General features: G+C 72.2%; 8 protein-coding genes and 2 pseudogenes. 3 read left to right on the top strand and 7 right to left on the bottom strand.

The annotated features are described in order from the left end of the window. Positions 1-498 (bottom strand): annotated as a pseudogene (locus SSQG_RS03970) (ATPase); the annotation flags it as partial. 265 nt (positions 499-763) lie between these two features. On the opposite strand from SSQG_RS03970, the gene SSQG_RS03965 reads away from it, so the two are divergent. Beyond that, positions 764-1,441: a uracil-DNA glycosylase gene (locus tag SSQG_RS03965; protein ID WP_003988413.1), complete on the top strand. Its 678-nt coding sequence runs from the start codon at positions 764-766 to the stop codon at positions 1,439-1,441. A 64-nt stretch (positions 1,442-1,505) separates the two neighbouring features. Here the strand turns inward: SSQG_RS03965 and SSQG_RS03960 are convergent, their stop codons facing one another. The 4 genes from SSQG_RS03960 to SSQG_RS03945 all read right to left on the bottom strand — a co-directional run bounded on the left by SSQG_RS03960 (position 1,506) and on the right by SSQG_RS03945 (position 6,751). Then, positions 1,506-2,474 carry a glycosyltransferase family 2 protein gene (locus SSQG_RS03960; RefSeq protein WP_039931902.1) on the bottom strand — a complete coding sequence of 323 codons (969 nt, stop codon included), beginning with the start codon at positions 2,472-2,474 and terminating at the stop codon, positions 1,506-1,508. 134 nt (positions 2,475-2,608) lie between these two features. Continuing rightward, positions 2,609-3,040, bottom strand: coding sequence for a hypothetical protein (locus tag SSQG_RS03955; RefSeq protein ID WP_003988411.1), 432 nt, complete (start codon positions 3,038-3,040; stop codon positions 2,609-2,611). Positions 3,041-3,171: 131 nt separating this feature from the next. Further along, on the bottom strand, positions 3,172-5,568 hold the full coding sequence (locus SSQG_RS03950) for a glycosyltransferase (protein ID WP_052310224.1): 2,397 nt from the start codon (positions 5,566-5,568) through the stop codon (positions 3,172-3,174). A 94-nt stretch (positions 5,569-5,662) separates the two neighbouring features. Continuing rightward, positions 5,663-6,751, bottom strand: a complete 1,089-nt coding sequence (locus tag SSQG_RS03945) for a WD40/YVTN/BNR-like repeat-containing protein (protein ID WP_039934692.1) — start codon at positions 6,749-6,751, stop codon at positions 5,663-5,665. Between the two features lie 236 nt (positions 6,752-6,987). On the opposite strand from SSQG_RS03945, the gene SSQG_RS03940 reads away from it, so the two are divergent. Further along, the gene (locus SSQG_RS03940) at positions 6,988-7,572 is read left to right on the top strand and encodes an Rv1733c family protein (protein ID WP_039931901.1); all 585 of its coding nucleotides are present in this window, start codon (positions 6,988-6,990) and stop codon (positions 7,570-7,572) included. A gap of 390 nt (positions 7,573-7,962) precedes the next feature. Here SSQG_RS03940 and SSQG_RS03935 read toward each other — a convergent pair whose 3' ends face one another. Both SSQG_RS03935 and SSQG_RS03930 read right to left on the bottom strand, forming a co-directional pair. Next, the gene (locus SSQG_RS03935) at positions 7,963-10,011 is read right to left on the bottom strand and encodes a hypothetical protein (protein ID WP_039931900.1); all 2,049 of its coding nucleotides are present in this window, start codon (positions 10,009-10,011) and stop codon (positions 7,963-7,965) included. Positions 10,012-10,127: 116 nt separating this feature from the next. After that, positions 10,128-11,795: an acyl-CoA dehydrogenase family protein gene (locus SSQG_RS03930; RefSeq protein ID WP_003988405.1), complete on the bottom strand. Its 1,668-nt coding sequence runs from the start codon at positions 11,793-11,795 to the stop codon at positions 10,128-10,130. 75 nt (positions 11,796-11,870) lie between these two features. Between SSQG_RS03930 and SSQG_RS03925 the strand changes: the two are divergent. Further along, positions 11,871-12,119: pseudogene (locus tag SSQG_RS03925) on the top strand (PaaX domain-containing protein, C- domain protein); the annotation flags it as partial.

Genomic DNA, 12,119 nt, shown 5'->3' with positions numbered 1-12,119 from the left:
CCGCCCGATCCAGGCACCGCCCCCGCAGTCGCCGAGCAGATGCCCCCAGCCGTCCGCCCGGCGCCACCCGGCCAGGTCGGTGCCGATCGCGATCAGCCCCGTACCCCCGGCGATCACGGCACCCGGCCGGGGCCCGAGGGCTCCCATGTACGCGGTCACGGCGTCGGCGGCCAGCGCGACCCTGCGCACCCCGAACTGCCGGGCCAGGGCGTCCGGGAGCTCGTCGCGCAGCGCGTCACCGAGAGAGGCCAGCCCGGTCGCGCCGACGACGGCGGCGGTCAGGCGCACCGGCCCGCACTCGTCGGCCAAGGCGCGTACCAACGGCACGAGTTGCGCCATGAAGTGCCCGGGATCGATGCCCCGGTCACCCGTGCGCACCGGCTCGGCGGACGCCCGCCGGGCCAGCGGCCCGCGCTCGGCGGTCCCCACCACCACTCGCAGTCCGGACCCGCCGGAGTCCACGGCGAGGAAACCGGAGCCGCACGACGCCCCGGTCACGGGAGGCGCCGGTACACCGGTCGGCCGCCCTGGCGGACCAGCGGGAAGCGTTCAGGACGAAGAGCCGGCCGAGCGGGACGACCCCGGCGGAGCGGCTCGACCACTGGACGCGACACGTTCCCCTCCTTCCCGGTGGCCGGCTGCGCGATGTGCCGGCCGACTCGAGGACCTCGACGAGGAGTGAAGAGTAGCGCCGAAAGAAGCCCTGGTGTGGGGGCCTTCGGCTTGTGCGGAGCTTCGCTGTGTGCCAGTAGAGTGACGCGCTGTGGCACCACGACCCTTGTATGAACTTGTTGAAGCAGGCTGGGCGAAGGCTCTTGAACCCGCGGCCGAACGCATCGCGGCGATGGGAGACTTCCTTCGGGCCGAGATAGCGGCCGGCCGGACGTACCTTCCGGCCGGGGCGAACGTCCTGCGGGCCTTCCAGCAGCCGTTCGATGACGTCCGTGTCCTGATCGTCGGTCAGGATCCCTATCCCACACCGGGTATGGCGATCGGGTTGAGCTTCGCGGTGGCGCCCGAGGTGCGCAATGTGCCCGGCAGTCTGGAGAACATCTTCAGGGAGCTGCACTCCGACCTGGGGCTGCCCAGGCCGTCCAACGGGGACCTGACGCCGTGGACCCGGCAGGGCGTGCTGCTGCTCAACAGGGCACTCACCACCGCCCCCCGCAAGCCCGCCGCCCACCGGGGCAAGGGCTGGGAGGAGGTCACCGAGCAGGCGATCCGGGCGCTGGTGGCACGGGGGAAGCCGCTGGTGTCGATCCTGTGGGGGCGCGACGCGCGCAATCTGCGACCGCTGCTGGGGGACCTCCCCGCGATCGAGTCCGCTCATCCTTCGCCGATGTCGGCGGACCGGGGTTTCTTCGGCTCCCGCCCCTTCAGCCGGGCCAACGACCTGCTCGTGCGGCAGGGCGCACAGCCGGTGGACTGGCGACTGCCGTGAACCTCGCGTCTGCCGCGGCGTCCCGGGAGGCACTGTGGTGGCCCGGCCGACCCGGGCCACCGTGTCAGACGGAGGAAGCCGCCGGGGCGGACTCCCGCTCCGGGACGGACGGGCCGGCCATGGCGCTCTGAGCGGCCAGCGCCTTCTCCAGTCGCCGGATGTGGTAGTACTGCACCCGCGTGGTGCGCTGCAAGGCCATGACCGCGGAGAGGAACTGGTCCATCTCGGCGGCCCGGGTGAGGATGTCGTCGGGCACGTGCTCGTCCGACAGGCAGGCTTCCGCGTCCTGGGTGAGCACGGCGTGTGCCCAGCCCCGGGTGATGGGCTTGAACAGGTCCGGGTGGTTGGCCACGATCCGGGCCCGGATGGCCAGGTCGTTCTCGGCGGCTTCCAGGTGCAGCCCGGTGTCCTTGTTGCGGGCCCCGAACAGCGGCTCATGGATGTGGTGGGCGTCGAAGCCGTGCTCGACGCAGCCGATCCAGAAGTCCCAGTCCTCTCCCGCCCGCATGGTCTCGTCGTACCCGCCCACGGTCTGCCACGCTTCACGGCGGTACAGCGAGCAGTAGAACATGATCAGTCGCTGGAGCAGCAGCTCTCTGCTGTAGGCGGGCAGAGGCATCGCCTGCGGGGGCAGGTCGTCGTCGGTGAAGGTGAACACATCGGTTGAGGCGATGGCGATGCCGGGGTCGCTGTCCAGTACCTCGACGGTCTTCTCCAGCATGGTGGGCGCGATCATGTCGTCGGCGTCCAGCGGAAGGATGTAGCGACCGGCACTGGCCTCGATTCCTGTGTTGCGCGCGGCGGAGACCCCGGCATTGGCCTGTCGGAGCAGCCTGATGCGCCGGTCGGGGTGGCGGGCGATCAGGTCCTGGGCCACCTCGGCGGTGTCGTCGGTGCTGCCGTCGTCGACGATGACGAGCTCCCAGTCGCGGAACGTCTGTGCGAGGACGCTGGAGACCGCCTCGGGCAGATAACGGGCGTAGTCGTGGCAGGGGATGACCACCGAGACCAGAGGGTCGGATCTGTGGGGCATGCGCCGTCTTTCGCTTCGGAACGGAACAGGACGGAGGGGATTCGGGGTACGGGCGGCAGGATTCCGCGACGTCGGGCGCCGACGCCCCCCCCGGGCCCTGATCCAGGACCCCGTCGCAGCGGGCCGGCCGGATGTCAGCTGGAGAGCAGTTGTGGACGACCGGGGACGTGGTCGTGGTGGCCGTGTCCGTGCTCCTGATGGTGCCCGTAGTCACAGATGGTCACGTTGCCCACCGGAGTGCAGCAGTGGCCGTAGTCGGTGACCGTCATGTTCCCGATGGGCGTGCAGCAGTGGCCGTACTCGGTGACGGTGATGTTGCCGATGGGCGTGCAGCAGTGGCCGTAGTCGGTGACGGTGACGTTCCCGATGGGCGTGCAGGGGTGCCCGTCCCCGGAGGTGAGGACGGCGCCGCCGCCTATCTGCTGCTCTTGGTGCGTGTACGGTGCCGACGCCGTCAGCGTGTCCGAGCCGAGGGCGGCCGCGTAGGCCGCCTCAGCGCTGTTGAGCAGTCCGGCGGTCGCCAGTGCGGCAGGCAGGGCCAGGGAGGACATGACACGGGCTTTCACGGTGGAGCCTTTCCTTCGGGGGCTGGGAGTTGCCCTCTGCCGCTGGTGAACTCCGGGGCAGGGGCAGCAGCACCACCGTAGGATTTCGTTACTCAGCGTGCCATTACGGGTACGCCATGTGAGGTACTCGGTCAGGACGGGACCATGGCCCCGTTGTCCGCCACGTCCGTGGCGTGGTGCGGGTGCAGCACTTCCAGGTCGGGCAGCGCCCAGCAGGAAGTGCCCATGTCCCGGGCCATCGCGGCCAGACCCTCGGTCTCGATGAGGTGCTGGTACGGGAAGGAGGGGAAGACCAGGCCGTCCCGGTGGAGATCGGCGCGTACCAGCAGTGCGGTGCCGCCGACCGAGTCGACGCGGACGAGCCCTTGCCCGCGCAGTGCGTCGAGGTACGTGCGGCCGAACCCTCTGGGTGGCTGCAGAATGCCGTCGCGCAGCCACTGGGACCAGTTGAGCGTGCCGGCTCTGGGGTGCAGGACGAAGGTGTTGAGGTCGTAGGTGGGTCCACCGGCCGTCGTGGCACAGTGCGGGACGACGATGTCCTTGTGCGCGCCGAGCAGGCGCTGGACGAGATCGGCCGGGTAGCCCGTGACATCCACATCGAGCCACAGCACCCACTCCTCGTCGTCGAGGGCTCGGGCGAGCAGATGGTTGCGCACCTTGGCCAGCACCGATCGGCGCCGGCGCTGGATGCCGGGCTCCCACCGGGGGCCGGCCAGCTGGAGGCCGAAGTCACGGTGGACGAGGGTGACCCGCCGGAACTCCGCCTCGAGGCCGGGCAGGACCTCCCGGAGCAGATCCGGAGTCATGTCCGTGCTGTCGCCCTCCAGCAGGCCCAGGGAGATCGCCTCACGCGGGTAGTCCAGGGCGCGAAGGTTCTCCAGATAGCCCGGCAGGAACGCCGCCGCGTCCTTCAGAGGGGTGAGCACCAGGACCGGGGGGCGCTCACTCGCCGGGCCGGGGGCGGGCTCGGCGGCCCGCGCGCTTCGCTCGGAGGCTCGGGCGGCGGGGTGGACCTCGGCGTGGGCGATGTCCTCCGGCTCGATCGGCAGCCGTGTCGCCATCGTGAGCAACCGCTCGGCGTACGCGCCGGGTTCGGACCAGACCTCGGTCGCCACCTCGAAGTGCTCCGCGAAGTGGGCCTCGTGGAACGTATTGCCGCCGTGACACACGTACGTGTACAGCTCGGGTGCGTCGACCGACACCACCCGGCAGGTGCGGACCACCTCTTCCGCCACCGGGGTGTCCTCGCCCCGGCGCAGTGCGGGGTAACGCGGGAGACGGTCCTTGGCGCACACCATCGACCCCTCCCATACGCGCGCGCAGGAGATCGCGAGCTTGTGGCGAGCGGGCCACCACAGCCGCTCACGCGCGAGGAAGCAGGCGTCGGCGCCGAGTGAGGCAATGGCCGCCATCTGGGTCTCGACCCGCTCCGGGTCGTACAGGTCGTCGTCGTCCCACTGGCACACGTAGGGGCCGGTGGCCAGGCTCACCGCCTCGTTGCGCAGTTCACCCAGCGGCCGCCCTTCCGGGGGAAGCCGGTGGTGGCGGATCCGGGGGTCGCCCAGCTCGCGAACGTACTGCTCCAGGGCGTCGTCCGTGCCGTCCTCCACGACGACCAGTTCAAGACTGGGATACGTCTGCGCACGGAAGCACGTGATCGCGCGGCGGGCGGTGGACGAACGGTCCTTCGTCACCATCAGGCAGGACACCGTCGGCGCCGGCGCGCCCGAGGCCCAGCGACGGCGTTGCGCGTCCAGGTTGAGGAGGCCGTCGGCGACGGGGTGCAGCTCCTGGCTCGCCCAGAATGGGAACCGTTTGCCGACCGAGGCCCGAGGAGTCCCGGGGACGTCGCGCACCCAGCTGCCGGACCAGTGGTGCACGGCATGCGCGTTCTCGTAGTCGGCTTTCTGGGGACCGAACAGCTCTGCCGCGTAGGGGCTCACCTCGGGGTACAGGACCTCCGGGCCGAGGATCGTGATCGAGGCGGAATCCGGGGCGCTGTCGATCGCTCTGCTGAGGAAGAAGGGGCCCGTGGCGTCCAGAGCACCGGGCATTCTGTGGGCGCCGACCAACTGGCGATGCACATGAGCCCAGAAGGGGTGGCCTGGCCGAGACGCGATGAACGCGTTGCCGACGATGCGGCTGAATCCGCGCTGGCGGGCCAGGAGCAGCTGTGTGTGCGCCTGCGGCTCGCAGCCGAGGACGAGTTCGCGCCCGTCAAGGATGTTGTCGACCGGGCTCAGACACTCGAAGTCCAGGTCCACGTACAGTCCGCCGAAATGGTCGAGCAGGAAATAGCGAATCGCGTCCGCCCGCATGATCGGTTCCGCGTAGCCGTCGTAGACCGGCAGGAACCATGGATAGTGCTCCTGGAGGAATGCGCGATTGTCGGAGTCGGTCCACAATCGGTAACCCCAGTCGGGGTGATGCAGGCGCCATGAATCAGCCCATTTCTTCCAATGGGCGGGTACATCGGCGTCTTTCCAGGTCTGGTGAATCACGGCGGGAATCTTCTGCTGCGTCCGCATTCACGCAGTATGCCGATCCCCTTGGCCGCGAGGGTTCTTGCAGAACTCCTGAAGGGAACAATCACCCACGCGGCCCCTCCTCCGGCCCCTTGCGTCACCCGACGAGCGCGGCCCGTACGCACAGCACGTCCGGCAGATGTGAGGCGAGCTGCCGCCAGCTGTCGCCGTCGTCCGCCGACGCGAACACCTCGCCGTTGCGGTTGCCGAAGTAGACGCCCGCGGGGTCGGCGTCGTCCGTGCACATCGCGTCGCGCAGCACCGTGCCGTAGTGGTCCTCCCGGGGCAGCCCCGCCGAGAGCGGCTCCCAGCTCTTGCCCGCGTCCGCCGTCCGGTAGACCCGGCAGCGGTGGTCGGCGGGCACCCGGTCGGCGTCGGCGTTGATCGGGAACACGTACGCCGTGTCACCTCTGTGCGGATGCGCGGCCACCGCGAAACCGAACGTGGACGGCAGGCCCTCGCCGATGTCCGTCCAGTGCGCGCCCGCGTCGTCGCTGCGGTACACACCCCAATGGTTCTGCAGGTACAGCCGGTCCAGGTTCGCCGCGTCCCGCGCCACCTTGTGCACGCACTGGCCGAACTCCGGGTTCGGGTCGGGCAGGAACACCGCGGAGACGCCCGAGTTGGAAGGCGCCCAGCTCGCGCCGCCGTCCACGGTGCGGAACACACCGGCGGTCGAGACGGCCACCGTCACCGTCCGCGGGTCGCGCACGTCGGTGAGCACGGTGTGCAGTCCCTCACCGCCGCCGCCCGGCACCCACTTCGACCGGGTGGGGTGCTCCCACAGGGGGCGGACGAGTTCGAACGTCTCCCCGCGGTCCGCCGAGCGGTACAGCGCGGCCGGTTCCGTGCCCGCGTACACCACGTCCGGCTCGGCTGCGGCCGGGTGCAGCTGCCATACCCGCTCCAGGGACGCGCCCGTGTCCTTCGGGAACTTGACGGCAGGCCGGGCCGGTTCGGTCCAGGTCCGGCCCAGGTCGTCGGAGTGGAACACGGAAGGGCCCCAGTGCGCGCTGTCGCCGCCGGCCAGCAGCCGCGGGGTCTTCCCCCGGGTGTCGATGGCGACCGAGTACACGGCCTGTGCGTTGAAGTAGGGGCTCTCGTCGAACTCCCAGGCGCCACCGCCCCGACGCCGCCCGATGAACAGGCCCTTGCGCGTGCCCACGGCGAGCAGTACCTCGGTCATGCCGATCACCTCCGCGGCGTCGCCATTGACGCCCTCGTCTCAGACAAAAAAAAAGTCTGCACCCCACCACTGACAGTCACCCCCGGAACGGGCTCCGGCACAGGTCAGGGCCGTGTCGGCGACCGGGGCCCCCGGCACGGCGCCTTCCCGGGGTACGTGCAGTGAGCATCCAGGGGTCCGCTTCCGTATGGGGAGGGCGGCGGAATGCTCATGCGCTCACGAGGAGGATCCCTTCGATGGCGTTACGTGGTCCGAATGTGTGGCTGTGGCGCTGGCGGCGCAATCCGCTCAAGCGCCGCGCCGACAGGGTGGAAGCCTGGGTCGTGCTGGGCGTGTGGACGCTCACCGTGGTCGTGGGGGTGCTGGCCGGCCTGAGCGTGAGCCGCTCCGTCGAGGACGGGCTGGCCCGGGAGCGAGTCGAGTGGCGTCCCCAGGAGGCCCGGCTCGCGGAGAAGGCACCCGGGAGGGCCGCCGAGAACGACGACGCCTCCCGTGCCGAGCACGTGTGGGCAAAGGCACGGTGGACCGCCGCGGACGGCTCCCCGCACTCCGGCCAGGTGCGGGTCCTGGCGGGAAGCGCCGCCGGGACACCGATCACCGTCTGGACGGACCGCGAAGGCCTCCAGGTGACCCGACCCGTCACCGAGACCCAGGCCCACATACGGGCCGTGCTGATCGGAGGCGTGGCGGGCTTCCTCACCGCGGCACTGCCGCTCGCGGCGGGCCGCGCGGCACGCCGCCACCTGGAGCGGCGCCGCATCGACCAGTGGGATGCCGAGTGGTCGCGCTTCGGGCCGATGTGGGGGCGTACCACGGGGTGACGGGGGAGGAGCCGGAGGGCGAGCCCCCCAGGGCCGGGTCGTCCTCGGACGGGCTGCCCCTCAGGAGGGGCGGCCTCCCGACGAGTTTCCCGGACCGGTCGCCCCCAACGGGCCCTCGAACGGGCCTCGGGTCCCCCGTGAGGGTCGACCCGCACCGGGCCGCCAGGCGGGTTCCTCCGGTACCGGCCTTCCGGACGGTCCCCCGGACAGGTTTCCCTCGGGGGCGCCCCGGGCCTCGGGGGCGGGTGGGTGCGCGGCCCGGCGGAGCGGGGTGCCTCCCCCCAAGCTCTCGGCTTCGCTCGAGTAGGGAGGTGCCCCCACCGCGTCAGCGGCACGCATGCCCGCAGCGGCGGGCGGGTTCGCCGACGCGGTCTCTCGGGAGGAACCGCCCTACCCGCCCAGCGCCTCACGGCACGTGCGCAACAGCGTCTCGTCCTCGTGGATGGCGTGACCGTCGTGGCCGGTGGCGTTCGCGCGATGTCGTCGTGGGGAACGGAGCTCCGTTCGCAGCAGGTCGTGCACGAGCGTTGCCGTGGGGCCCACCGCCGCCGCGCACCCGGCGATCGTCGTGCGCGTGCGCGGGTGCTCCATCCATGCCGAGCGAAGGACGGGGAGGACCGGCTCCGGATCCCCGGTGATCCGCCACACCGCACACGCGGCCGCCGCCCGTTCCGACGCGTCCCCCGAGCCGGTCATCCGGCGCAGCTCGGGCAGCGCCGTACCGGCCGCCGGTCCCAGCCGGCCGAGTGCGTCCGCCGCCGCCCGGCGCTGCCGACCGCGCCCCGGGGCCGTCAACCCCCGGACCAGCACGGGCACCACGGCGTTCGTCTCGCCCGTCACCGACCACAGCGCTTGCGCGGCCGCGACGGCGCAGTCGGTGTCCAGAAGCGCCCGCAGGTCCGGTATCGCCTCGTGCGCGGCACCGCCGAACGCGCCGACGGCACGGACGGCCGCTTCCGTGACGGCGTCGGGCCGTCGCGGCGCGTCCGGCAGGCCACGCAGCAGACGCAGCACCGACGGCACGGACTCGGCGTCGCCCAGCGCTGTGAGAGCGGACAGCAGGGGGACGGCCGGCCCCCGCATACCGGGCTCGTCGAGCGGAAGGCGGGCGAGCCGTCGCCGTAACGCGGGAGCGAGCGGCCCGGCCGCCCGGCCCAGGTGGGGTATCACCAGCCCGAGGTCGTCGGGCACGACCGGCCCCGCCAGCACCTCGGCCAGCAGCGGAGTGGCCCGCGCGTCCCCGGCTCGGGCCAGCGCCTTGAGCGGCCCGCCCAGCGTCGGCGCACCCCGCTCCCCGTGCCGTATCCGAAACTCGGGACGGCAGGCCACCAGAGCGTGGAGGTGGTCGGCGGCAGGCCCGGCCAGCTCGAACAGCTCTCCCAGGACGGTGGCCGCCGCATCGTGCAACCAGCCTTCTTCGGCACCCAGTTGCGCCCCTATGAGGGCGACCGGCTCCTCGGCGCCGGTACGCCACTCGCGGAACAGCCTGGCCGACATCCACACGGCGTTGCACCGATCGAGGGCGTCCGGGCTGGTCAACTGCCCGCACAGCAGGGCGATCCGGTCGGCGACCCGGCCGCCGAGCGCGGAGTGCAGGGTCCGCAACAGCTGCGAGCCCTCCTCGTCCGAGGGGCGCAGCCGCCGCAGCCGGCCGGCCAGCGTGTCCGCACCGGGACCGTCCGGCCCGCGTCCCGTACCGGAGCGCTGGCCGGACCGGTCCCGGAGCAGCCGGACGACGGTCGGTACGAGATCGCCGGGGAGCAACTCCGGGGCGCAGCCCGCGAGCCGGCCGAGCGCGGCGAGCCGCAGTCCGGGGCCGTGAGGGGGTTCGCTCAAGGTCGCCAGCAGGCGCACCGCCTCGGCGGCGCGGGCCCCGTCGGCCGACCGGTGCCGCCGGGCGAACAGGCCGAGGCTCTCGATCAGGGCGAGCAGGACCCGGTCGTCCCGCTCCACGGTGATCCGCTCCCGCAACAGGGTGAGCACCCGCGCCGGCGGGTCGAGGAACCGCACGAGCGCCCCCGGAGCGGCCCGGCGGACCCCGGCGTCCGGGTCACCCGCCAGCCGGACGAAGACCTCCGCCCCCGCCCGCAGCGCGGTCCGGGCCCGCGCGGCGTAGCCGTCCACGGCCTCGCCGTGCCCGTCGCCGGCCCCATCCCCAGCCCCGTCGACGCCTCCGATGCTGACGAGGAGCTCCACGACCGCCGCCCGGTCCCCCACCTCCTCGCGGACCGCGAGCGCGAGGAGGAACGGAACACAGGCGAGCGTCGAGTCATACACGTCTCCCCGGTGGTGCACGGCGCCGTACATCCCGTCGAGCGCGGTCTGCCGCTCGGCCGGATCGGCGGAGGCCAGCCCCCGGAGCAGTCCGGGCACGTTCTCCGCGCTGCCGTACGCATGCCGCAGCGAGGCCCAGTCGACCTCGTCGATCCCCCTGAACACGTTGTCCTCCCCAGGCGAAGTGCCAACTGACGGGGAGTCTGCACCACGGCACTGACAACGAAGCGGAATCGGGAGATGACGGTGCGCGATCTGTGCGCCCGTTGGCCGACGGTGACTCAGTCGTGGCCGGGAAGCGCGCGTTCCACGATCGTGTCGAGGTCCGCCGCCTCCGGCAACGTCCCGAACGCGTACCCCCAGTCGCCCCCGAGCCGGGTCGCGCAGAACGCGTCGGCCACCGCCGGCGGGGCGTGGCGGACGAGGAGGGAGGCCTGGAGTGTCAGGGCCGTCTGCTCCACCAGCCGGCGGGCGGTCGCCTGGGACGCCTCGGGCAGCCGGTTCCTCAGCCGTGTCACGGCCGCGTCCAGCCGGGCGTCCGCACCTCGGGCGAGGGCGAGCTCGGCGAACAGGGCCTCGGCGGTGCCCGGTTCGCGGCTCAGCGCCCGCAGCACGTCGAGGGCGTTGACGTTCCCCGAGCCCTCCCAGATGGACAGCAGGGGAGCCTCGCGGTAGTGCCGGGGCATGCCCGAGTCCTCGACGTAGCCGTTGCCGCCGAGGCACTCCAGGGCCTCCGCGGTGAACGCCGGGCCCCGCTTGGTCACCCAGTACTTGCCGACGGCCGTGGCGATCCGGCGGAACGCGCTCTCCCCGGCGTCCCCGCGGATCGCCCGGTCGGCCGCCCCGGCCAGCCGCAGGGTGAGGGTCGTGGCGGCCTCGGACTCCAGCGCCAGGTCGGCCAGGACGTTGCGCATGGCCGGCTGGTCGACCAGCCGCGCGCCGAACGCGCTGCGGTGCCGCGCGTGGTGCCCGGCCTCGACGAGGGACTTGCGCATCAGCGCGGCCGACATCATCACGCAGTCCAGCCGCGTGCAGTTGACCATCTCGATGATGGTCTTGACGCCCTGGCCCTCGGGGCCGACCAGCCAGGCGACGGTCCCGTCGAACTCGGGCTCGGAGGACGCGTTGGACCGGTTGCCCAGCTTGTCCTTCAGCCGCTGGATGCGGAAGGTGTTGCGGGTGCCGTCGGGCAGCACACGCGGCACCAGGAAGCAGGACAGGCCGCCCGGGGCCTGCGCCAGGACCAGGAACACGTCGCACATGGGTGCCGAGGTGAACCACTTGTGCCCGCGCAGGGTGTACACGCCGGATTCGGCGGTGGGCGTGGCCGTCGTGGTGTTCGTCCGGACGTCGGAGCCGCCCTGCTTCTCGGTCATCCCCATGCCCGCCAGCAGGCCCCGCTTCTCCGAGGGCACCCGGAGACCGGGTTCGTACTCCCGGCTGGTCAGCAGCGGCTCGTAGACCTTCGCCAGCTCCGGCTGCCTGCGCAGCGCGGGCACGGCGGCGTAGGTCATCGACGTGGGGCAGCCGTGCCCCGCCTCGGTGTGCCCCCAGACCAGTCCGCCCGCTGACCGGGCGACATGCGCGCCGGGCCGGTCGTCCGCCCAGGGCGACGCGGCCAGCCCCTCCGCGATCGCGGTGCGCATCAGGTGGTGCCAGCTCGGGTGGAACTCGACCTCGTCGACGCGGTTGCCGTACCGGTCGTGGGTGCGCAGCTCCGGCTCGTGGCGGTTGGCCAGGTCGGCCCACTCCTGCGCCTGGGCGCTGCCGGCCTGCCTGCCGAGCCGCCGCAGCTCCTCCTCGGCCCACCCCGCGCCCTCCCGCCGCAACCCCTCCAGCAGGGCCGGGTCGTCGGACGCGTCGTACGGGGCGAGGGGCGGGGCCTGGTTGGTGACGTCGTGCGTGGCGGGGCCGGTGTTCGCCCGCTGTTCCTCGAATGTCGAGACCATGCTCCGAGTGTTGCATTTGCTCTACGGGCGCAGCAATCCTGCAACAGCGAGTTCCGCCGCGTAGAGTGCGTGACCATGCCGATGAATGTCCCGGAGCGGCCCGGTGCGCTCGATCTGCGCCCCCTGTCCGCGCGGTCGGTCGTGCTGAGTCTGCTGCTCGGAACGCATCCTCCGGAGCTGCCGGCCAGGGAGATCGGGCGGCTGGTGCGGGGCTTCGACGTCGGCGGCTCCACCCTGCGGGCGGCGCTCAGCCGGATGGTGGCCGCCGGTGATCTGCGGCGCACGGACACCGGCTACCGACTCAGCGACCGGCTGCTGGAACGC

The sequence above is a fragment of the Streptomyces viridochromogenes DSM 40736 genome, from assembly GCF_000158955.1.
Taxonomy (GTDB): domain Bacteria; phylum Actinomycetota; class Actinomycetes; order Streptomycetales; family Streptomycetaceae; genus Streptomyces; species Streptomyces venetus.
Note: the sequence above shows the minus strand (reverse complement) of the source record. Positions and strands in the feature narration are given on the sequence as shown.

Excerpts from the sequence above, each read along its gene's own strand:
- SSQG_RS03960 (WP_039931902.1), bottom strand. The coding sequence starts at position 2,474 with ATGCCCCACAGATCCGACCCTCTGGTCTCGGTGGTCATCCCCTGCCAC.
- SSQG_RS03950 (WP_052310224.1), bottom strand. The coding sequence starts at position 5,568 with ATGCGGACGCAGCAGAAGATTCCCGCCGTGATTCACCAGACCTGGAAA.
- SSQG_RS03945 (WP_039934692.1), bottom strand. The coding sequence starts at position 6,751 with ATGACCGAGGTACTGCTCGCCGTGGGCACGCGCAAGGGCCTGTTCATC.
- SSQG_RS03940 (WP_039931901.1), top strand. The coding sequence starts at position 6,988 with ATGGCGTTACGTGGTCCGAATGTGTGGCTGTGGCGCTGGCGGCGCAAT.
- SSQG_RS03930 (WP_003988405.1), bottom strand. The coding sequence starts at position 11,795 with ATGGTCTCGACATTCGAGGAACAGCGGGCGAACACCGGCCCCGCCACG.